The organism is Streptomyces sp. NPDC107528 (assembly GCF_055639295.1).
In genome coordinates, this window is the sequence record NZ_JBVKAV010000002.1 from 1 (window position 1) to 19,951 (window position 19,951).

Here is a 19,951-nt window from a genome sequence, read left to right on the forward strand (position 1 = left end):
GGATCTCGGGGGTCTCCGCCGCCAGCCGCTCCGCCATCCGGGCGCGGTGCTCCCCGGCCACCGAACACAGCGACTGCACGGCCTCGTTGAAGCGCGCCTGTGCCGGCGGCTCGTCCGGCCCCAGCAGGTGCCGCTTCAACTCCGCCCGCGCCTCGACCAGTCGGTCCTTCTCGGGGTGCCGCACCGCGTCCAGCAGCTCCGGCACCCCGGCCGCGTCCGGCGTCAGCACCGTCCCCGCGCGCACGGTCGGGAAGGCCTTGCGGAACACGTCCTCCGCGAGGCCGCTGGTGTTCGCCACGGCGTACGGCTTCCCGCTCGCCAGGAAGTCGCTGATCACGCTGGACACATCGCTGATGAGCAGGTCCGCCTCGTTGAAGCAGGCGTACAGCGTCGGCCGGGCGGCCGTGACCACCTGGTGCTCCCACTCCGGCAGCGAGGCCCAGTACGCCTCCTCCCAGGCCGTCGTCGCCCGCGCCACCGCCTCCGCCCGCCCGGGCTCCGGCGCCGACTGCAGCAGCATTCGCTCAAGCTGATCGGCGGACGCCCGCACGTCGGTCGTGGTGAGCCGGTCCAACTCCTCGGTACGCAGAACGAGTTCACCGGTGTCACGCGGGCGCTCGCCGGCCCGCTCCCGGTTCGCCGCCGTGATCAGCTCGCGGATGCGCAGATCGGCGGCCCCCGCGCGCGGATCCACCGACCCCGTCAGCGGATGCGGCTTGTACAGCAGCCGTACGCCCGCATCCGCGAGCAGCGCGCGTACGAGGTTCTCGCCGGCCTCGATCACCGAGGTGTTGCCGGGGTTGCCGTCCCAGCCCTCCCAGGTCGGTGCGTACAGCACCGTCGTGCACGCCCCGCTCGGCGGGCCCGCGTACGCCCTGACGTCGTCAAGCTGCGGGCGGCCGATCTCCACGACGTCCTTGTCCTCGACGCCGACCTCGGCGTACGCGTACCGCTCGCGCGCCGCCGGTCCGGCCACCCACACCTCGTCGTAGGCCTTCGCGTACGGGTTGCAGGACGACAGCTTGTCGCTCTCCCCGTGGTTGACGAAGGTGTGCTTGAGCGTGGGGATGCGCAGGACCTGGGAGGTCTTGCCGGAGTTCGAGGGGTGGATGAGGACCTGGAGCGAGGACTCCTCCAGGCGCATCAGCGTGGAGACCTTCGGCAGACACAGGACCGGCACGTCGGTCGGCGCGATCTTCTGCACCATGAACCGCTCGCGCAGCACGATCAGCGGCCTGCCGTCCAGCTTCGCGAGCGGCTCCAGCCACATGTTCGCCTGGTATGCCGAGGCCGCGCCGCCGGAGAAGTAGAGCCCGACGGTCGGCCGGTACTCCGCCAGCCAGGCGTCGAGCCACTCCAGAGTCTCCCGCTCACCCGCCGGGCGACGGCTCGGCAGCAGCCGTACGAGAAGGTCGCACAGGCCCAGCAGGGCGAGGCCCAGGGAGAGTGCGATGCCCAGGGCCGCGCAGCGGGGGTCGTCGGTGGCCGCCGTGGCCAGCAGGCCGGCCGTGGCAGGGAGGCCGAAGATCAGCAGGCGGGGTCCCGGGCGGCGCAGCAGGATGGGCGGGGCGGGGGACAGGCGCAGGGCGGCGGCGTCGATGTTGCGGGTGACCACCGGCAGCGTGCGGGTGCGGCGGACCAGCACCGACACCGCCTGGATCGCGCAGTGCAGGACGTAGAAGGCGAGCAGACCCGCGATCAGCGGGGTGTACACCGGCTCCCGATGCTGCTCGCCCAGCCGCAGCAGGCACACGACCAGCAGCAGGTCCCGCAGTACGTGCCGCACGGTGAGGTCCGCATGCGACTTGGCGAACACCGACAGGACGCCGCGCTGCCAGCGCAGCAGCACGCCCTCGACGGCCAGGGACAGGGCCGTCGCGCCGAGCAGCAGCGGGACGTGCGGGCGCAGCGCCGCCACGGCCTGGGCGCAGAAGGCGGCGGCCAGGAGAGCCGTGACGAGCGCTCTCGCCGGGATGCGGGACAGGGGTGCGGGCAACTGCGGTCACTCCAAGATCGGCGCGGGACGCGGGCGTCGGGTTAACTGACGTCGTGCGCCCGGGTTAACGCGCGGCGGCCTGCGGACGACACGCATGTGTCCTGGGGGCCTGGAGTGACCGGGGCCGGCGGGTACCCCGGCCCTCGACGTGGCGGCCGGAGACCTCGGCCCTCTACCGTCCCGACTGCAGCGCCCTGCGGATCGGGCCGCCCACCACGCGGCGGGCCCGGCGGTAGACGGACGCCGCCGGCACCGCGGCGCCGCCCTTGGCGGTACGGGCCAGGTCGCGCCGCAACCGGTCGTTGTCCGTGGCGAGTTCGGTGATACGGCTCTGCAGCCAGCCGAACCGGGTGGTGAGCGAGGTCAGGTCGGCGTCGTTCCAGGGGCGGATGCCCGCCGGGAAGGACAGCGACTTCATGCGTTCGTCGAAGGCGGCGCCGCCGTCGCCGTGCGTGAAGGTGTTCTCCAGGCCGTTCCTGTCCAGGAACGCCGTGAACCGCTCGAACCGCTCCTGGTGGCCGCTCATCAGGGCGCCGAAGTCGGCCTCCTCGTACAGCGCCGCGGGGTCCAGGCCCTCGGTCAGCTTGTCGATCCGGCGGTGCGGGATGTCGAAGTAGCGGCACAGTTCGAGCGTGCGCGAGTCACCGCACAGCACGGTCGCCGGCGTGCCCGCCAGCAGCGCGGCGATGTTGCCGTGGATGCGGGAGCCGAAGGAGAAGTCGAACGTGCGCAGGTCGTCGATCCAGGTGACCGGGTCGACGTAGACGCGGACCTTGTCCTCCCGGAACATCGGGTGCTCGGGGTGCGTCGGCATCGCGGTCACCATGCCGTTCGGGTCGGACAGGTCCCGCCAGTGCAACTGCCGTGCGTCGCTGAGGTTCTGGCCGATGAAGCGCAGGTAGGGGTAGCGGGCGTGGGCGCGGGCGATGACCCGGTCCAGGCCCTGCGACTTCACCGCGCTGTGCGAGCCGTTGACCGCGATCCGGGAGCCGGCGCCGAGGACCGGCTCCCGCTTGGTGACGGTGAGCTCCTTGCCGTACAGGAACAGCGAGGGGCAGCCGATGACCTCGACGTCCCGGAACCCCAGGTCCTTGAGGTACTTCTCGGTGAACTCGCCGCGCACCCCGATAGAGGCGCTGCGGTCGAGCACGGCGGAGACGAACTCGCGCACCGCGGGTTCGATGGCCTTCAGCCGTGCCGCGTTGTAGCCGAGCCCGGCCTGCGCGCCGACCCCCACCACGACCACGGGAATCCGGAGCTTGGTGATCAGCCGCGTCAGCCGCTTCAGCTGCCCCTCGAACGAAGGACGGAACGCGTTCGCGAGCGGGACCACGAAGGCGTCGTACTCCTCGTTGATCCGGCCCGCCGCCGAGACATCGGTGCGGATGCCGTTCGAGACGACCTCGGTGCGCGGAGTCTCAAGGATCTTGTGGGTGGCGTCGCTGAAGATCAGGTTGCCGGAATTGGTGGCGATGACGTCTCGATGGAGGGCCTCCTCGATGGGGACGACGTCGTAGGGGCTCTTGCCCGAGCGGAGAAGAAGCCGCTTCGCGCGGTGAACGTGATGAGCATCGTGTGGCACAGCGTTCAACTTAAGTTTGCGTCGTCTTTGACTTCTATAGGCAACCAACGCAACCTTTTCGCCGTACGCGAGGCGTGAGCAGGCAGTTACCCCGAGGTTGTCCGGGGGCTGGAATCGCCGCGCGCCGCACGATCCTCTTCGCGTAGATTGCCGGGCAGGGAACCGGACGTACGCGAGGGGAAAGAACACAGGTGGCAGGGGCAAGGCAGGGTGTGCGCGAGGCCCGCAGGATCGTCGTCAAGGTGGGGTCGTCGTCGCTGACCACCGCGTCCGGCGGTCTGGACGCCGACCGCGTCGACGCGCTCGTCGACGTCCTCGCGAAGAGCCGCAGCGGCGGGGAGAGGGAGGTCGTCCTCGTCTCCTCCGGCGCCATCGCCGCCGGTCTCGCCCCGCTGGGCCTGCGTCGCCGCCCCAAGGACCTGGCCCGCCAGCAGGCCGCCGCCAGCGTCGGCCAGGGCCTCCTCGTCGCCCGCTACACCGCCTCCTTCGCCCGCCACGGCGTCCGCGTCGGCCAGGTCCTGCTGACCAGCGACGACATGAGCCGCCGCGCGCACCACCGCAACGCTTCCCGCACCCTCGACAAGCTCCTCGCGATGGGCGCGTTCCCGATCGTCAACGAGAACGACACCGTTGCCACGGACGAGATCCGCTTCGGTGACAACGACCGGCTCGCGGCGCTAGTGGCGCATCTGGTGCGGGCCGACCTGCTGGTGCTGCTGTCCGACGTGGACGGCGTGTACGACGGCGACCCCAGCAAGCCCGGGACCTCGCGGATAGCTCAGGTGCACGGTCCGGAGGACCTGGCGCAGGTGGAGATCGGCAGCGCGGGCCGGGCCGGGGTCGGCACCGGCGGCATGGTCACCAAGGTCGAGGCCGCCCGGATCGCGGCCGCCGCGGGCATCCCCGTCGTCCTCACCAGCGCGATCCACGCCGCCGAGGCGCTGCACGGCGGCGACACCGGCACCTACTTCCACGCCACCGGCAAGCGCTCCGCCGACCGGCTGCTGTGGCTGCAGCACGCCTCCACCCCGCAGGGCTCGCTGACCCTGGACGACGGCGCGGTACGGGCGGTCGTCGAACGCCGGATGTCCCTGCTGCCGGCCGGGATCGCCGCCGTCGAAGGCGAGTTCAGCGCGGGCGACCCGGTCGAGCTGCGCAACAGCGCGGGGCGCGCGGTCGCACGCGGGCTCGTCAACTTCGACGCCAAGGAGATGCCGCAACTGCTCGGGCGGTCGACGCGGGAGCTGGCGCGGGAACTGGGGGCGGAGTACGAGCGGGAGGTCGTGCACCGGGACGATCTGGTGATCCTGGAGCCGTAGGGCGGCGGTCGGCCCGGTTTCAGCCGGCCGCGGGTGATCCCGGAGTTCTGCACGCCCTCCGGTGCTCCGGGGTGCCGAGAACAGGGGGAACGCCGAGAACAGGGGAGAACGCCCCGTTGCGTAAGTCCCCCGGACCCCCGGCCGAAAACAGGGGGAACGCTCCGTTGCGTAAGTCGCCCTGAGGTGGACGTTCCGCAAAATCGCCCCGCGAGCCCTTGCGGCCTGCTCAACTTTGTCTACGGGACACATTCCGCACGACCACCGAGTCGGTCACTGCGTAAAGGAGGCCGTCGTGAGACGAGTGCGCCCTGGGACGGCGTCCCGCAGTGCCGACGGGGCCTCGTCCCGTGCGGCCGGTGAGGAGCGCGCCTTGACGAGCGTCGCGGCCGGCGACCGCTACGAGGAGCCCAAGGACCTGCCCCGCCTGTGGCACGTCACCCTCAGTGTCTCCGGTCAGGAGGCCCCGGTGAAGGAAGTGCGGCGCGCCCTCGAACAGCTCGCCCACGACCACCCGTTTCTGCTGACCAGCCGGTACGCGGGCGACCACGCCGAGATCCGGTACTGGGAAGAGGCCCGCGACCTGCACGACGCCGCCGCGGTCGCGCTGCGCCTGTGGGGCGAGCACCGGCAGAGCGCGGGGCTGCCGCCGTGGGAGATCGTCGGGCTCGAGGTCATCGACCGCGAGACCTACCACCTGCGGCTCTCGGAAGGCTTCGGACCACCGCCGGCGACTCCGGTGGGTGTCCACCCGTTCTAGCGCTCAGGAGCGGGGGTGGGGCCGGGCGGTGCGGTACAGGGCGGCGGTGCGGTGCGCGCAAAAGAGGGCGCTGGCCGCGTTTCGGTTCCGTCTCGCGGTTCGGAACATACGATGGACCGCCCTCGCGGGCGCACTACCCTTCTTTCATGACCACGCTTTCGCCGTACGACTCCATGTCCCCGGTCAACAGGGCCGCCTACCGCGCCAAGGCCGCCGCCGCCGACCTCGCCCCGCTGCCGCGGGCCGAGAAGGACGACGCGCTGCTCGCCATCGCGGACGCCCTGGAGGTCCGGACGAGCGAAATCGTCGAGGCCAACGCCAAGGACATCGCCAAGGCCCGTGAGGCCGGCACCAGCGAGGCGATCATCGACCGGCTGACGCTGACGCCGGAGCGCGTGCGGGCCATCGCCTCCGACGTGCGGGAAGTCGTCGCGCTGCCCGACCCGGTCGGTGAGGTCGTCCGCGGCTCGACCCTCCCCAACGGCATCGACCTGCGCCAGGTCCGCGTCCCGCTGGGCGTCGTCGGGATCATCTACGAGGCCCGCCCGAACGTCACCGTCGACGCCGCCGCCCTCTGCCTGAAGTCCGGCAACGCCGTACTGCTGCGCGGCTCGGCCTCGGCGTACGAGTCGAACAGCGCACTCGTGCGGGTGATCCGCGACGCCGTGGGCGGGGCCGGGCTGCCCGCCGACGCCGTGCAGCTGGTGCCCGGCGAGAGCCGCGAGAGCGTACGGGAGCTGATGCGGGCCCGCGGGCTCGTCGACGTGCTGATCCCGCGCGGCGGCGCCTCGCTGATCCAGACGGTGGTCACCGAGTCCATCGTCCCGGTGATCGAGACCGGCACGGGCAACTGCCACGTCTACGTCGACGCCCACGCCGACCTCGACATGGCGGTCGAGATCCTGATCAACTCCAAGGCCCAGCGCGTCAGCGTCTGCAACTCCGCCGAGACCCTCCTCGTCCACCAGGACATCGCCCCCGATTTCCTGCCGCGTGCCCTGGACGCCCTCGCGGAGGCCGGGGTGACCGTGCACGCCGACGAGAGGGTGATGGCGTACGGCAAGGACTCCAAGGCGACCCTCGTCGAGGCGACCGCGGAGGACTGGGAGACCGAGTACCTGTCGTACGACATCGCCGCCGCCGTCGTGGACTCGCTGGACAAGGCCGTCGAGCACATCCGTCTGTGGACCTCCGGCCACACCGAGGCCATCGTCACCACCTCGCAGCAGGCCGCCCGCCGCTTCACCCAGCTGGTCGATTCCACGACGGTCGCGGTGAACGCGTCCACCCGCTTCACGGACGGCGGCCAGTTCGGCTTCGGCGCGGAGATCGGCATCTCCACGCAGAAGCTGCACGCCCGCGGGCCGATGGGGCTGCCCGAGCTGACCAGCACGAAGTACATCGTCACCGGCGACGGGCACGTACGGCGCTGACCCGTACGGCGTAGGGGCGCGCAGCCAGGGCATATGCGTCGAACACGCGCCCCCGGGCCGCCTCCGTGCCGCACGACAGGTGCCTCACCAGGCAGATGAATTTCCATACCGTCTGCCCAAATTGACCCCCCAGGTCTACTCTGGAGCCGTGCCGGAGGACGTGGGGGGCACGCCGTTCCCTGACGGCTGGGAGCCCGACGACGACCACGACCGCGGGGTGTCGGACGAAGAGTTCGCCTCCGTGGTCTTCGACGAGGCCTTCGTACGGGCGGCCGTGGTGCACGAGCCGACCGCCGTCGAGCGCCTCCTGGCCGCCGCCCAGGCGAGAGCGGAGGCCTCCGAGGCGGAGGCCCGCCGGGCACACGGCCGGGGCGAGCGGTACGACGACGGGTACGGCACCGACGACCGCGCTTCTTTCGGCCATGATCCCGAGCTGGACGATCTGGACGACACGGACATCCTGGAAGGCCGCTACGGCGCTCCCGGGACGTACGGCAAGCAGGTCCGCTGGCACCGCCCCGTTGCCTGGATGCTCGCCCTCGTGATGGGCATCGGCATGGTCGCGCTGGCCTTCACGGCGGTCTACCGCGGCGCCTCGTCCAGCGGCCGGGAGCAGGTCCCGGCGCCCGCGTCGACCGGGTTGGAACAGGGCAGCGCAGCGGCTCCCTCCGCCTCCGCCGACCATTCCCGACCGGCCATTTCGGCGACCCCGCGCACGCCCTGACCGGGCCCGGTCGAATGACCCGATCGATGGCCTGAACACCACGGAGAGCTGTCTGACGATCCTGGTGAGAACCTGTCAGAACTTGTCGTGCGGCAGGGCGTTTACCTGAGCTCCTGGCGACCTACCCTGAAGATATGGGAGGGCCAGGAGACCCACCTGAGGGGACACCCGAGGGCGGCCCCGGAGGTGGCGAGGACGAGTACCGATCCGTCGTCTTCGACGAGTCGTTCGTCCGTGCTGCCCGCCTCCAGGAGTTCTCCGCACAGGAGCGGATCGCCGACCACGCCCCCGCCGTGCGCCGGCGTGCACCACTGCGGCGCGGCCTGTCCCGGCAGGCACTGATCCTGGTCCTGTTGATCGCCGTGGCCTTCGGGACCGCGATCTACATGGGTGTACGGCACCCCTACCAGACCCCGGCGAACTCCGGACCGCCCGCCGAGCCGCTGCGCATGACCGTCATCCCGCTCGCCCCGGAGGGCAAGGTGCCCGGGGGGAGCGACGCGGAGAACCTGTACGCGCACAGCCCCGCCGCTCAGTTCCGGCTCGGTGCGGAGGGCATACCGCTGCCGGCCGCCCGCCGTACCGCGCACTTCTCGGACAGCCAGGTGACGAATGCGCTGAGCATCGCCAAGGACTACATCGTGCGGTCCTCGCTGTATCCCGAGGTGCTCACCGGTGAGCAGGTCCGTCCGGTCCGGGTGCTGCTCGATCCCGATCAGCTGGACCAGTTCGACCAGAGCTTCAGGCAGCCTGCCGCGGACGGGCGGCATGCGCCGACCGGGTGGCTGGTGCGCTTCGACCCCTCCCAGGCCGAGCTGGCGGACCGCAAGATCCGAGTGCAGGGGACGCTGCAGGCGGCGGAGACGGACTCGTCCACGCTTGAGGTCACGGCCGATCACACGTTCGTGTACGCGCTGCGGGCGGTGCAGGCGGGGGCCGGGGAGAAGGCGGCCGAGGCCTCGCTGTTCACCGTGCGGCGGGAGTTGCACTTCCGGTTCGACCGGGAGGACCTGCGGCTGCATCAGGCCCAGCTGGTCGTGTCCTACGTGCAGGCGGGGCCGCTGTCGTGCGCCGAGGACTCCACGAACCGGCTGCATCCACTGCTGGCCGGGCAGACGGCGAAGGCGGGCGGCCCTGCGGGGACCGACCCCTATGCCACGGGTGGGGCGACGGCGCTGTGCGGGTCGCTGGCTACGGGGTCCCAGCCGAAGGTTTGAGCGCCGGGGGGTCCCGCCCCCGCCGCCCCCACCCGTCCCGAACGCCGGACAGGCTGAATGTGCCCGGACCGGTGCCGAGAGGCGAACCCGTCAGCTGTTGGCTGTGCCGTCCTCGCCCGTGCCTCCCTCGCCCGGGTTGTCGCGCCTCGGCTCGTCCTTCGGGGGTGCGCTGGTGAAGCCGCCGAAGCCTCGGCGTACGCGGCCGCCCAGGTCGCCGGCGCCGCCCGCTATGTCCGTGACCAGCTTCATCAGGGGGTCCTTGGAGGACTTCACGTGGGTGGCGTAGTGGGAGGCGGACTCGCGGAAGGAGTCGGTGACCGAGGCGTCCTTGTCCTCGTCGCGGCGCGGGTAGTGGCCGTCCATGATCCGCTGGTAGTCGCGGGACTCGGCCCACTTCTTCAGCTCGGCCGCGCGGACCGTGGTGAAGGGGTGGGAGCGGGGCAGGACGTTCAGGATCTTCAGGACCGAGTCGCGCAGGTCGCCGCCCGCCTCGTACTCCTCGGCCTGCTTCAGGAACGCGTCCACGTTCATCTCGTGCAGATGGTGGCCGCCCGCGAGCTTCATCAGGCCGCGCATCGAGGACTGGAGGTCCTGGCCGACGAGCAGGCCGGCACGGTCGGCGGAGAGCTCCGACTTGCGGAACCACTCGCGCAGCGCCGTCACGATCGCCATGATCGCGATGTTGCCCAGCGGAATCCAGGCGACTCGGACGGCCAGGGTGGTGAGGAAGAGGAGGATCGTGCGGTAGACCGAGTGGCCGGAGAGGGCATGGCCCACCTCGTGGCCGACGACCGCCCGCATCTCCTCCTCGTCGAGCAGCTCGACGAGGCCCGTCGTGACCACGATGATCGGCTCGTCCAGGCCGATGCACATCGCGTTCGGCACCGGGTCCTGATTGACGTACATCGGCGGGACCTTCTCCAGGTCCAGGATGTAACAGGCGTCCCGCAGCATGACGTTGAGGTTCGCGAACTGCTGGTCCGAGACCCGCACCGAGTCGGACAGGAAGAGCAGCCGCAGACTGCGCTCGGGGAGCAGGCCGCTCAGGGCCTTGAAGACCGTGTCGAAGCCGCTGAGCTTGCGCAGGGCCACCAGGGCCGAACGGTCCGCCGGGTGTTCGTACGCACGCGAGGAGATCCCCGGGAAACGCCTGCGCTGCCTGCTCGGTACGTTCTCGTGCCCGGTGTGCTCGTGGCCTTCGGACATGTCTTCCCCCAGGTGCGTATGGATGGCTCTGTGCGGCTCTTTGCGGAGCCTTGTTCCGCCCTTTGCGCCCCCGAAGCAGAGCCCAGCCTAGGCGGAGTTACCGTGGACGGGCACTACAGCGAAGGAGTTCCGCGTCATGGAGCACAACCCCCCGGCCACCTGGCTCACCGAGGCCGCGCTCGCGGCCGAGCAGCAGGGGGCGGGAAATCTGCTCCGGGTCGTACTGATCGTGATGGTCGTGGGCTGTGTGCTGACCGCGTGGTTCCTGTTGCGGGGCTACAGGCGGAATGACGACTGAGCCGCCGGGAAGGTTCCCCGCGGACCGTCGAAGGCGCCCCAACGGTGGAGTCGGCGTGATGGCCGTCATGGCGCCCGCTTACGATGGGCCGACATCTTTATCCCGCCCACACCGGATAGGTCACGCCGAAGATGAGCTTCCACAGCGCCGCTGCCCAGTTGGTCACCCTCGCCGCCGAGGGCGAGGAGCACGGTGGCAACCACAACAGCATCAGCCCGTGGCTCACCGGGGGTGGCGCCTTCGTCATCCTGCTGCTCCTGCTGTGGATCACCACCCGCTTCAACCGCGACCGCTGAGTCCCGGCCAGGCCCCTCCCGGTCCGGTCGGCAGCTGCCCGGCCGGAGCCCTCAGGCGGGGCCGGTAGGGTCTGCACGCATGGGAGAGCAGGACATGCCTACCGGCCCCGGAAACGGCCCGTCGAACCGCGCCAAACGCCGCCTCGGCGTCATGGGTGGAACGTTTGACCCGATCCACCACGGCCACCTCGTCGCGGCCAGTGAGGTCGCCGCGCAGTTCCACCTCGACGAGGTCGTGTTCGTGCCCACCGGCCAGCCGTGGCAGAAGAGCGACCGGCACGTCTCCCCGGCCGAGGACCGTTATCTGATGACGGTCATCGCCACGGCCGAGAACCCGCAGTTCTCCGTCAGCCGCATCGACATCGACCGCGGCGGCCCGACGTACACCGTGGACACCCTGCGGGACCTGCGCGCGCTCAACCCCGACACGGACCTGTTCTTCATCACCGGCGCCGACGCCCTCGACCGGATCCTGACGTGGCGGGACTCGGAGGAGCTGTTCTCCCTCTCGCACTTCATCGGGGTCACCCGGCCCGGCCATCACCTCAACGACCCGGGGCTCCCGGAAGGCGGTGTCTCGTTGGTCGAGGTTCCCGCGCTGGCCATCTCGTCCACCGATTGCCGCGCGAGAGTCGCAAAGGGAGACCCCATCTGGTATCTGGTGCCGGACGGAGTCGTGCGCTACATCGACAAGCGCGAGCTGTACCGCGGCGAGTGAGGCAGTGAGCCGAGAGGGGCTACCGGTGAACGACCGATACGACGCGGGGAGCGCGGGATACGAGGCCGACCAGTACGAACTGGTCGGCTACGACGAGTACGGGCAGCCGGTGTACCGACAGGTCCCGCCACAGCAACAGCAGCCCCAGCAGCAATACGACCCTTACGCGCAGCAGGGCTACGGCTACGACCCGTACGCGACCGGCCGGCAGCAGCCGGTACCGCCGTACGACCCCTACGGGTCCGGCGACACCGGTCAGCAGCCGACCACGCCCGCCTACGACCCGTACGGCACCGGCACGCACCAGCAGCACCACGGCGGTGGGCACTCGGCGCCGTATGACCCGTACGGCCGTACCGCCACCAGCGGTCAGCAGCAGCGGGTCGCCGAGCAGACCGCCTACATCCCGCAGCAGGCCGGGCCGGTCGAGGAACCGGTGGCCCAGGGCCGCGGTGACGCGGATTACCACACCGAACAGTTCGCCTTCGTCGAGGAGCCCGACCAGGACTCCGAGGACGTCATCGACTGGCTGAAGTTCACCGAGAACCGCACCGAGCGCCGCGAGGAGGCCCGGCGGCGGGCACGCGCGCGTGTCATCGCCCTGGTGGTCGTCCTCGCGATCGCCGCGGCCGGCGGTGTCGGCTACCTCTGGTACGCCGGGAAGCTGCCCGGCCTCTCGGCGTCGGACGACAAGACCGACACGGCGACGCCCGTGGGCGCCCAGAAGCGTGACGTGATCGTCGTCCATCTGCACAACACCAAGAGCGGCGGCACCTCCACGGCGCTGCTCGTCGACAATGCCACCACCCACCAGGGCACCACCGTCCTGATGCCCAACTCCCTCGCCCTGAGCGGCGACGACGGCAGTACGACGACCCTGGCCAAGTCGGTCGACGACGACGGCTCCTCCGGGACGCGCGACGCCATCGACACCGTCCTCGGCACCGAGATCCAGGGCACCTGGCGGCTGGACACCCCGTATCTGCAGAACCTCGTCGACCTGGTCGGCAACATCGAGGTCGACACCAACGCCGACGTGCCCGACCCGGACGCCAAGTCCAAGGGCGCGGCGCCCCTCGTCCGCAAGGGCAAGGCGCAGACCCTCAGCGGCAAGACGGCCGTCGCCTACGCCACCTACCAGGGCTCCGGCGAGGCGCAGAACGCCCAGCTGGAGCGGTTCGGGCAGGTCATGCAGGCCGTGCTGCGCAAGCTGACCTCGGACACGCAGGGCGCGACCACCACCGTGCAGACGCTCGGGATGATCATCGAGCCGCCGCTGACCGACAAGGACCTCGGCGCCTTCCTCGCCAAGCTCGCCGACCTCGCCAAGGGCGGCGACTACAAGACGGCCATGCTGCCCGTCCAGACCGACGGGACGCTGAGCGCACAGGCGAGCGCGAGCGTCGTCAAGGACGTCCTCGGCGGCACCGCCAAGAGCCCCAGCAAGGACGCCGCGGTCCGCGTGTCCGTCCGCAACGCCAGCGGGGTCAAGGACAACACCAACGCGGCCCGCGTGGTGCTGCTCAACGGCGGCTTCACCTTCCTGGAGGGCGGCACCGGGTCCACCGCGGCCACGTCCGAGGTCGTCTATGCCGACGCCGCCGACAAGGACGACGCCACCGAGGTCGCCAAGACCCTGGGGCTGTCCTCCGGAGCGGTCAGTAAGGGCGAGGTGTCCGGGAACGCGGACGTCTCCGTGGTCCTCGGCCAGGACTACGAGCCGTCGTCCTCCTAGCGGGCACGACACCCGGGGCACCCCACGTGAGCCGATAATCACGTGGGGTGCTGTCGGCGGTCCGTGAGACCCTTGACGTCAAGTGTCCGCCGACCGAAAGCCTTGTAGTGACCGCTACCGACCGTTCCCTCGAGCTCGTCAACACCGCCGCCCAGGCAGCCGCCGACAAGCTCGCGCACGACATCATCGCCTACGACGTCAGCGACGTGCTGTCGATCACGGACGCCTTCCTGCTGGCCTCCGCGCCCAACGACCGCCAGGTCAAGTCGATCGTCGACGAGATCGAGGAGCGGCTCCAGAAGGAGCTCGGCGTCAAGCCGGTGCGCCGCGAGGGCGACCGCGAAGCCCGCTGGGTGCTGCTCGACTACGTCGACATCGTCGTCCACGTCCAGCACAGCGAGGAGCGCGTCTTCTACGCCCTGGAGCGGCTGTGGAAGGACTGCCCCGAGCTGGAGCTGCCCGAGGACGCCAAGGCCACTCGCGGCAAGGCCGCCGAGCACGCGAAGCACCAGGCCGCCGAGGAGGCGGCCGAGCTGGGCGGTGAGTGGCGATGAGTGCCACCGGTGAGGTGGCCGCGGGCAGGCCCGGCCGGGGCCGCCGCGTCATCCTCTGGCGGCACGGCCAGACATCCTGGAACGTGGAGCGCCGCTTCCAGGGCTCCACGGACGTCCCTCTCACCGAGGCCGGCATCTCCCAGGCCCGCCGCGCCGCCCGGCTGCTCGCGGGCCTCAAGCCCGACGCGATCATCGCCTCCGACCTTCAGCGCGCCGCACACACGGCCGCCGAGCTGGCCACGCTCACCGGCCTGGAGGTCATGCACGACGAGGCCCTGCGGGAGACCTACGCGGGCGTCTGGCAGGGCCTGACGCACGAGGAGATCATCACCCGGTACGGCGAGGAGTACGCGGCGTGGAAGCGCGGTGAGCCGGTGCGCCGCGGCGGCGGCGAGCTGGAGACCGAGGTCGCCGACCGCGCCGCGCCCGTGGTGCTCCGGCACGCCGAGAAGCTCCCGGAGGACGGCACGCTGGTCGTGGTCAGCCACGGCGGCACGATCCGTACGACCATCGGGCGCCTCCTCGGCCTGGAGCCCAAGCACTGGGAGAGCCTCGGCGGCCTGACCAACTGCTGCTGGTCCGTCCTGGGGGAGGGCGCCCGCGGCTGGCGTCTGCTGGAGCACAACGCCGGCACCCTGCCGGAGCCCGTGCTCGGCGACGACGACTGAGAGCCGGATTTCACTTTCCGGCAGGTCGCAGGCTAAAGTTCTTCTTGTTCGCCCCGCCGAGCGGGGCGAAAGACCACTGCGGTTCGCCCGCGTGGCACAAGGGGCTATAGCTCAGTTGGTAGAGCGCCTGCATGGCATGCAGGAGGTCAGGAGTTCAATTCTCCTTAGCTCCACAGCGAGACAACAAGATCCCGCCGATCGCTTCGATCGGCGGGATCTTCTGGTATCCGAACTGTTCGGGTCCGTCTTGAGTCACTTGGGCCTCGCAGGCGTATACCTCTCAAGAGGCGCTTTGGGGTGCGTGTTCGCGCGCTTCGTTCGGCCGCGGAGGCTGCCGTGTCCGGACTGGTACTGAGGCGTCGCTGACCGTATTGGTCCGGCCGTGGCAGAATCAAACGGCCGGAAGGGGGCGCGGCCCGACGGGAGGGAGTTGCGATGCCTGCGAGCATCTTCGGAGAGGCCGGTGGCCTCTTCGAAGCAGCGTTGGCACGGGATACGATCACCCGCCTCAGCTGCCCTTCCTGCGGCTCCGCCCACGTCGCCCAGCTTTTGGGGGACAACGGCGGAATTTCCTACGTGTGCACGGCCTGCGGCCACAGCTGGAGCTGATCGATGGGTGCACACAGGCGAAAGTGCGACTGGTGCGGCAGCGGAACGCCGATCGTCCGTGACATGGAACCGGTGAACCCCGACTACCAGTACTGGTGCGAGGAATGCGCGCGGGCGCTGATCATAAAAGGCGACCCGATCGAGACCTACCGTGAACTCGAGGGCGAACCGATCTACGGCCGTCTCCTCGAAGAGCACTGCACGCTCAAGCGCTTCTATTCCTTCGTCACGGCTTGACCGGCCGTCACGGCATGACCGCGGCCGGGGCTCCTGAGTGTCCCGACGCCGACCCCGGCGATCATGAGGAAGAGGCACCCGGCTGTCCCGTAAAGGGCTGACATCATTAACTCGATGCTGCTTTGGTGCAGTTCATGCCGCCCCGGACCATGTGGCACCCACCACAGCGTGTACGACGAGAAGACGAGCACCGTGCCGAGGGCGGCGCGCCGGTACGCGTGCGTGCCGAGGAGCAGGGCCACCGGCACGCACCACACCCAGTGGTGCGACCAGGACACCGGGCTGACGAGCAGCGCCGTCACCGCGCAGACGGTCACCGCCCAGGCCCGCCCTCCGCGCAACTCCGCCGCTACCGCCACGCCGAGTCCTGTAGCGCCCACCACGGCCGCCGTGAGCACCCAGGCGGCGCCGGGCTCCGGAGTCTGCAGCAGCCGCGCGAGAACGCCGCGCAGGGCCTGATTCGCGGTGTCCTCGGTACGCCCCACGCGCCCGGCCGCGAACACGACGCGGGTCCAGAAACGCCAGGAGTCGTACGGCAGTACAGCCGCGGCCAACAGGGTCGCCCCGGCGAACGAGACGGCCGCCACACGCGCGTGCCGCAGCCAGGGGCCGCCGCAGCCGTGCCGGCGTCGGGTCACGACACCGGCCAGGAGCAGAACCACCGCGAACAGAGCGGGCGTCAGCTTCACGGCCGCCGCGAGCCCGATCCCGATGCCGGCCCAGCGGTTCTCCGGACGGCGTGACAGATCCCACAGCACCAGGACGGCGAGCAGCAGGTTGATCTGCCCGTACCGCAGCGTCGTCCACACCGGCTCGCACCAGACAGCCACCGCCGCGACCGTCCAGACGCTCTCCACGCGCGTGTGCCCGACCAGGCGCAGGGATTGCCGTACGAAGACCACGAGCAGTGCGAGGTTCCCGACCGTCGCCAGGGTGCGCGTCGTCGCCGCGTCGAGGAGTGTGAGCGGAGTGAACAGCAGGGCCGCGAACGGCGGGTAGGTGGCGGGCAGTCGCGCGGCCGTCGCCTCCAGCGCGTACAGGTCGCCTCCCGCGCGTACGGTCGCGCCCTCGGCCCGGTACACCATCAGGTCGACCATCGAGACGTGCGCGGCTCGCTGGGCCATCCAGAACGCGGCGAAGGAGGCCAGGCAGGCACCCACGGCGACCGGCGCTCGGCCGCGGACGACGGAGGGTGCGATCGCGGTCACGAAGTACGACATTAGTGGTCGTACTGGTCTGAGTCGGAAACGATTTGGTGCTGCACGAGGTCGACCGGTAATGTTGGCGTCGCCGCCGGGGAAACCGGGCGCCGCAGTCAAGATCGCGGCTCCGCCGGATGGTCGCAAGGGGCTATAGCTCAGTTGGTAGAGCGCCTGCATGGCATGCAGGAGGTCAGGAGTTCAATTCTCCTTAGCTCCACAGCAGATCCCGCCGGGTCGATTCGATTCGGCGGGATCTTTTTTGTGTGCTCCGGGACTGCGCGAACGAGGGGCCGTCCGGTGCGGACGGCCCCTCTACGCGTGCGTGCCCTGCTTCAGCGGCCCAGCGCCCGCCTGCCGCGGCCTTGGGAGAGGACCGGCAGATTGCGGGACGACTCCTGCGCGCGCGTGTCCTCCTCCAGACGCAGGGCGAGGGCCGGGCAACGGCGCACCGCGCGCAGCGCCTTGGCCTCGGCGTAGCGAGGCACCTTCGCCTGGGCGACGGTGGGGAAGCCGTCGGCGCCCAGTTGGAAGACCTCCGGGAGGATGTCCGCGCACAGGCCGTGGCCGCGGCACAGCGTCCAGTCGACGTAGATCTTCTGGCGGCTGGGGCCGTTCTCCTCCGACTCGGCGCCGCCCGGGATGCCCGTCGGGCCCATGCCGCCCTCGAAGAGCGGCAGAACGCCCTCCACGGGCCGTCCGCAGCCGTTGCCGAGGACATGCGCCGCGAGGTCGTCCGTGAACGCCTTGATGGTCGACTCCAGGAACATCGCGGAGCCGTCGGGGTGCGAGCACGCGCCGCGCCGCTTCACGTTCTTGGCGACCTGCTTGAGCGCCTCCAGGGCGGCCGGGCCGCCGCCGTTGAGGATGTCCTCCAAGCCGCGCGCGGCGGCCGGCAGACCGAGGTAGCAGGGGCCGCACTGGCCCGCGCTCTCCTCGGCCAGCCACTGCGCCACGCGCAGCGACTCGCCCAGCGGGCAGGTCTCCTGAGTGATCGGCAGGATCGCGCCGGCGCCGAGCGCGCCGCCCACGGCGTCCAGGGAGTTGCGCGAGACGATCGCCTCGTTGACCGTCGCCGCGTCGATCCACTTGCCGTGGTAGCCGCCGGTCAGCACGCCCTGCGGGACGGGCGGAGCGCCCGCGAGCTGCAGGACGTAGCGCAGCGGCACGCCCGTGGGGACCTCGATGACCATCGGGCGGGCCACCGCGCCGGAGACGGTGAGCATGACGGTGCCCGGCTCGTCGTACAGGCCGGTGTTGCCGTAGCGCTCCGGACCGATGCGGGCGGCGATCGCGAGCTGCGCGAAGGTCTCGGCGTTGGACAGCAGGGTGGGGGCGCCGCCGACGCCGTTCTGCGAGGCGCTGACCTTGCGGCCGGACGGGATCGCCGGGCCGCCGTCGATGGAGCGGACCACGGACGCCGCGGCGCCGGTGACCATGCGCACCGGGTTGCGCTGGACGAACGCGCGCAACGCGGAGCGACGGCTGTTGCTGAGGCCGCGTTCGGCGAGGGCGGCCTCCATGGAGCGCTGGGTGGACTCCCGGGTGACCGCCACCACGAGCGTGCGGGCACCCATGGCCTCGGCGCACAGCAGTGCGCCGTCCAGGATGAGATGCGGGGCACGGTTGATCATCACCGTGTCCTTGCGGCAGGCCGGTTCGTCCTCACTGCCGTTGACGACGACGACCGGCCGCACCCCGCGCTTGATCGCGGCCTCGGCGACCGTGCGCAGCTTCCTGTGGAAGGGGAAGCCCGCGCCGCCGCGGCCCTTCAGGTTGATGTTCTCGGCGAGCTTCGCGAGTTGCTCGCCGCCCATCGGTTCGAGCGGCCCGTGCACCTTGAGATGCATGGGCAGATCGAGTCTCTCGACAAGGTCGAAGCCCGACGTGAGCTGGGGAAGTCCGACTACGCGGACTTCTGGTACGTCGGGCAGGGCCTCGTTCACTTAAAGCCTCCGGAAGGCGTGTTCCAAGGTTCGCCCGAACCCGGTGCGTCGAAGTCGTAGGAGGCACCGGGGAAAGTTTCAGTGGCGGGACCGCTGTTGTTGTACGTGTCGTTCTGGTTGTACGTACCGAAGACGGCGTTTGTCTCAGCGGTGTCGTACACGTCACTCGAGCCGTAGCCCGAAGCCCCGGCGTCATAGCCCGGGGTGCCTGAATTGCCGTAGACGGGGATGTTGTATCCGGTGTCGTTGAGCGGGTCGTACGCGGACGGGGGTGCCTCGCCGACCGGCGGTGGGGACGGGATCGGCCAACTGCCCGATGTGCTGCCGCCGCCGTCCACGCGCGGGATCGCCTCTGTCTGCTGCATGTCCAGGGGCAGGCCCATGCTCGCGGTCTGGTCGGGCGCATAGGGCTGCTCCTGCCCCCCTCGGGAGCGGGGGGAGACGGCGCGATAGGCGGCCGCGAAGCCCGTACCGGGTGCCTGCGCCGGGGGTGCCTGGTACAGGGGGTCGGAAGAGGGCGTCGCCCGGGGCTGGGATCCCGTCGGGTCGGCCCGCCTCGACCGCCTCCCCCTTCCGTCGTAGCCGGGCAGCGCGGACTCCGACGACCGGGCCCTGCTCGCGTCCAGTTCCTCGCGGCCCGCGGGCTCGCCGTTGCCGATGAGCTGGGCGATCCGGTCGGCGACCTTGCGCTTGTACGGGCGCGGTGCCGCACGCAGGGCGAGTGCGGCGGCGACCGCGACGACGCACAGCTCGTAGCACACCATGAAAAACGTCTTCGCCGGGCGGCCCGCGAACAGGCCGTGGATCAGTGCCGCGCACCAGGCCGGGTAGGCCAGCATGTGCATCGCCCGCCAGCGCGCCGCGACGGGCGCGGGCGACGCGAAGCGGTTGCGCAGCGCGCCGGTGACGCCGACGAAGATCATGAGCATGGCGGCCAAGGTGCCCAGGCCGATGAGGAAGGCGCTGCCCGGGATCTCGCTGCCGCCGGCGAACAGCAGGCCGAAGGGGATGAACACGGCGATCGGGCTGGCGTGCTCCAACGCCAGCTTGACACCGATGTGCACCAGGAGGAACGCGATCGACGCCACAGCGGTCACTCGGTGGATGGCCTGTGCGATGAGCCGCTGCCGGGTGTTGAGGATCATCCGGTCCTGGGCGACGAGCCCCCAGATCACCGAGCAGGTGAGGCAGACCAGGGACAGCACGCCGGCGCCGAAGTTGAGGAACTCCAAGAAGGCGTCGTCCGCCACGCTGTCGTTCGGATCCGTCGTCACGGCATTCCTCCCGAAAGCGCGATGAGGGGTATGGGCGACCGAGTGTCAGCGACCGACGCCCCCCGGCCCGGGAGGTCCGGCCTGGGGGGCGGGCTGCTGTGGGGACGAGGGTTCATGGGGGCAACTCCGAACGGTTCGGGAAGGCGGTCCCGTTGCCGCACTCTAAGTGGCTCCATACCGAGG

The 19,951-nt window shown here is 70.6% G+C and carries 18 protein-coding genes and 2 tRNA genes; 14 read left to right on the plus strand and 6 right to left on the minus strand.

Annotated elements, in window-relative coordinates:
- On the minus strand, window positions 1-1,996 hold a 1,996-nt coding region (locus ACZ7L5_RS05075), incomplete at its 3' end, for a hypothetical protein (protein ID WP_471514539.1).
- Between the two features lie 172 nt (window positions 1,997-2,168).
- Window positions 2,169-3,578, minus strand: coding sequence for a polysaccharide pyruvyl transferase family protein (locus ACZ7L5_RS05080; RefSeq protein ID WP_471514541.1), 1,410 nt, complete (start codon window positions 3,576-3,578; stop codon window positions 2,169-2,171).
- A gap of 191 nt (window positions 3,579-3,769) precedes the next feature.
- Between ACZ7L5_RS05080 and proB the strand changes: the two genes are divergently transcribed.
- The 5 genes from proB (at window position 3,770) to ACZ7L5_RS05105 (ending at window position 9,028) form a co-directional block, all read left to right on the plus strand.
- A complete protein-coding gene (proB, locus tag ACZ7L5_RS05085; protein ID WP_328881686.1) occupies window positions 3,770-4,897 on the plus strand; it encodes a glutamate 5-kinase in 1,128 nt (375 codons plus the stop codon).
- A gap of 301 nt (window positions 4,898-5,198) precedes the next feature.
- A complete protein-coding gene (locus ACZ7L5_RS05090; RefSeq protein ID WP_328884460.1) occupies window positions 5,199-5,654 on the plus strand; it encodes a hypothetical protein in 456 nt (151 codons plus the stop codon).
- A gap of 146 nt (window positions 5,655-5,800) precedes the next feature.
- Window positions 5,801-7,087 (plus strand): glutamate-5-semialdehyde dehydrogenase, encoded by a 1,287-nt coding sequence (locus ACZ7L5_RS05095; protein WP_471514543.1) that lies wholly within the window; start codon window positions 5,801-5,803, stop codon window positions 7,085-7,087.
- Window positions 7,088-7,235: 148 nt separating this feature from the next.
- Window positions 7,236-7,811, plus strand: a complete 576-nt coding sequence (locus tag ACZ7L5_RS05100; protein ID WP_471514545.1) for an SCO2584 family spore wall biosynthesis protein — start codon at window positions 7,236-7,238, stop codon at window positions 7,809-7,811.
- Window positions 7,812-7,945: 134 nt separating this feature from the next.
- Window positions 7,946-9,028: an SCO2583 family membrane protein gene (locus tag ACZ7L5_RS05105; protein WP_471514547.1), complete on the plus strand. Its 1,083-nt coding sequence runs from the start codon at window positions 7,946-7,948 to the stop codon at window positions 9,026-9,028.
- A 90-nt stretch (window positions 9,029-9,118) separates the two neighbouring features.
- Here the strand turns inward: ACZ7L5_RS05105 and ACZ7L5_RS05110 are convergent, their stop codons facing one another.
- Entirely contained in the window at window positions 9,119-10,234 is a 1,116-nt protein-coding gene (locus tag ACZ7L5_RS05110; protein WP_471514549.1) for a M48 family metallopeptidase, read from the minus strand.
- 136 nt (window positions 10,235-10,370) lie between these two features.
- Here ACZ7L5_RS05110 and ACZ7L5_RS05115 point away from each other — a divergent pair, with 136 nt between their 5' ends.
- The 8 genes from ACZ7L5_RS05115 (at window position 10,371) to ACZ7L5_RS05150 (ending at window position 15,349) form a co-directional block, all read left to right on the plus strand.
- The gene (locus ACZ7L5_RS05115) at window positions 10,371-10,532 is read left to right on the plus strand and encodes a hypothetical protein (protein ID WP_471514550.1); all 162 of its coding nucleotides are present in this window, start codon (window positions 10,371-10,373) and stop codon (window positions 10,530-10,532) included.
- A 131-nt stretch (window positions 10,533-10,663) separates the two neighbouring features.
- Window positions 10,664-10,828 (plus strand): hypothetical protein, encoded by a 165-nt coding sequence (locus ACZ7L5_RS05120; protein WP_107119861.1) that lies wholly within the window; start codon window positions 10,664-10,666, stop codon window positions 10,826-10,828.
- 79 nt (window positions 10,829-10,907) lie between these two features.
- Window positions 10,908-11,546, plus strand: coding sequence for a nicotinate-nucleotide adenylyltransferase (gene nadD / locus ACZ7L5_RS05125; protein ID WP_328427688.1), 639 nt, complete (start codon window positions 10,908-10,910; stop codon window positions 11,544-11,546).
- A gap of 25 nt (window positions 11,547-11,571) precedes the next feature.
- Window positions 11,572-13,281, plus strand: a complete 1,710-nt coding sequence (locus tag ACZ7L5_RS05130; RefSeq protein WP_471514552.1) for an LCP family protein — start codon at window positions 11,572-11,574, stop codon at window positions 13,279-13,281.
- A gap of 107 nt (window positions 13,282-13,388) precedes the next feature.
- Window positions 13,389-13,835 carry a ribosome silencing factor gene (rsfS, locus tag ACZ7L5_RS05135; RefSeq protein WP_328881692.1) on the plus strand — a complete coding sequence of 149 codons (447 nt, stop codon included), beginning with the start codon at window positions 13,389-13,391 and terminating at the stop codon, window positions 13,833-13,835.
- Window positions 13,832-14,503 (plus strand): histidine phosphatase family protein, encoded by a 672-nt coding sequence (locus ACZ7L5_RS05140; RefSeq protein ID WP_467480912.1) that lies wholly within the window; start codon window positions 13,832-13,834, stop codon window positions 14,501-14,503. Before rsfS ends, ACZ7L5_RS05140 begins: the two co-directional genes overlap by 4 nt.
- A gap of 100 nt (window positions 14,504-14,603) precedes the next feature.
- Window positions 14,604-14,676: transfer RNA gene (locus tag ACZ7L5_RS05145), tRNA-Ala, on the plus strand.
- Window positions 14,677-15,115: 439 nt separating this feature from the next.
- The gene (locus ACZ7L5_RS05150) at window positions 15,116-15,349 is read left to right on the plus strand and encodes a hypothetical protein (RefSeq protein ID WP_003976229.1); all 234 of its coding nucleotides are present in this window, start codon (window positions 15,116-15,118) and stop codon (window positions 15,347-15,349) included.
- Here ACZ7L5_RS05150 and ACZ7L5_RS05155 read toward each other — a convergent pair.
- Window positions 15,328-16,569 carry a glycosyltransferase 87 family protein gene (locus ACZ7L5_RS05155; RefSeq protein WP_471514553.1) on the minus strand — a complete coding sequence of 414 codons (1,242 nt, stop codon included), beginning with the start codon at window positions 16,567-16,569 and terminating at the stop codon, window positions 15,328-15,330. The genes ACZ7L5_RS05150 and ACZ7L5_RS05155 overlap by 22 nt on opposite strands.
- Window positions 16,570-16,695: 126 nt before the next feature.
- Between ACZ7L5_RS05155 and ACZ7L5_RS05160 the strand changes: the two genes are divergently transcribed.
- A tRNA-Ala gene (locus tag ACZ7L5_RS05160) sits at window positions 16,696-16,768 on the plus strand.
- Window positions 16,769-16,883: 115 nt separating this feature from the next.
- On the opposite strand, the gene ACZ7L5_RS05165 is transcribed toward ACZ7L5_RS05160, so the two are convergent.
- Both ACZ7L5_RS05165 and ACZ7L5_RS05170 read right to left on the minus strand, forming a co-directional pair.
- Window positions 16,884-18,494, minus strand: a complete 1,611-nt coding sequence (locus ACZ7L5_RS05165; RefSeq protein WP_328881695.1) for an NADH-ubiquinone oxidoreductase-F iron-sulfur binding region domain-containing protein — start codon at window positions 18,492-18,494, stop codon at window positions 16,884-16,886.
- Window positions 18,491-19,768, minus strand: a complete 1,278-nt coding sequence (locus ACZ7L5_RS05170) for a cytochrome b/b6 domain-containing protein (protein WP_471514554.1) — start codon at window positions 19,766-19,768, stop codon at window positions 18,491-18,493. Before ACZ7L5_RS05170 ends, ACZ7L5_RS05165 begins: the two co-directional genes overlap by 4 nt.
- Window positions 19,769-19,951: the final 183 nt, after the last annotated feature.

What these genes read in the sequence shown, in the direction of transcription:
- ACZ7L5_RS05095 (WP_471514543.1), top strand. Translation starts at nt 5,801, where the DNA reads ATGACCACGCTTTCGCCGTACGACTCCATGTCCCCGGTCAACAGGGCC.
- ACZ7L5_RS05105 (WP_471514547.1), top strand. Translation starts at nt 7,946, where the DNA reads ATGGGAGGGCCAGGAGACCCACCTGAGGGGACACCCGAGGGCGGCCCC.
- ACZ7L5_RS05110 (WP_471514549.1), bottom strand. Translation starts at nt 10,234, where the DNA reads ATGTCCGAAGGCCACGAGCACACCGGGCACGAGAACGTACCGAGCAGG.
- ACZ7L5_RS05115 (WP_471514550.1), top strand. Translation starts at nt 10,371, where the DNA reads ATGGAGCACAACCCCCCGGCCACCTGGCTCACCGAGGCCGCGCTCGCG.
- ACZ7L5_RS05120 (WP_107119861.1), top strand. Translation starts at nt 10,664, where the DNA reads ATGAGCTTCCACAGCGCCGCTGCCCAGTTGGTCACCCTCGCCGCCGAG.
- nadD (WP_328427688.1), top strand. Translation starts at nt 10,908, where the DNA reads ATGGGAGAGCAGGACATGCCTACCGGCCCCGGAAACGGCCCGTCGAAC.
- ACZ7L5_RS05140 (WP_467480912.1), top strand. Translation starts at nt 13,832, where the DNA reads ATGAGTGCCACCGGTGAGGTGGCCGCGGGCAGGCCCGGCCGGGGCCGC.
- ACZ7L5_RS05150 (WP_003976229.1), top strand. Translation starts at nt 15,116, where the DNA reads ATGGGTGCACACAGGCGAAAGTGCGACTGGTGCGGCAGCGGAACGCCG.
- ACZ7L5_RS05155 (WP_471514553.1), bottom strand. Translation starts at nt 16,569, where the DNA reads ATGTCGTACTTCGTGACCGCGATCGCACCCTCCGTCGTCCGCGGCCGA.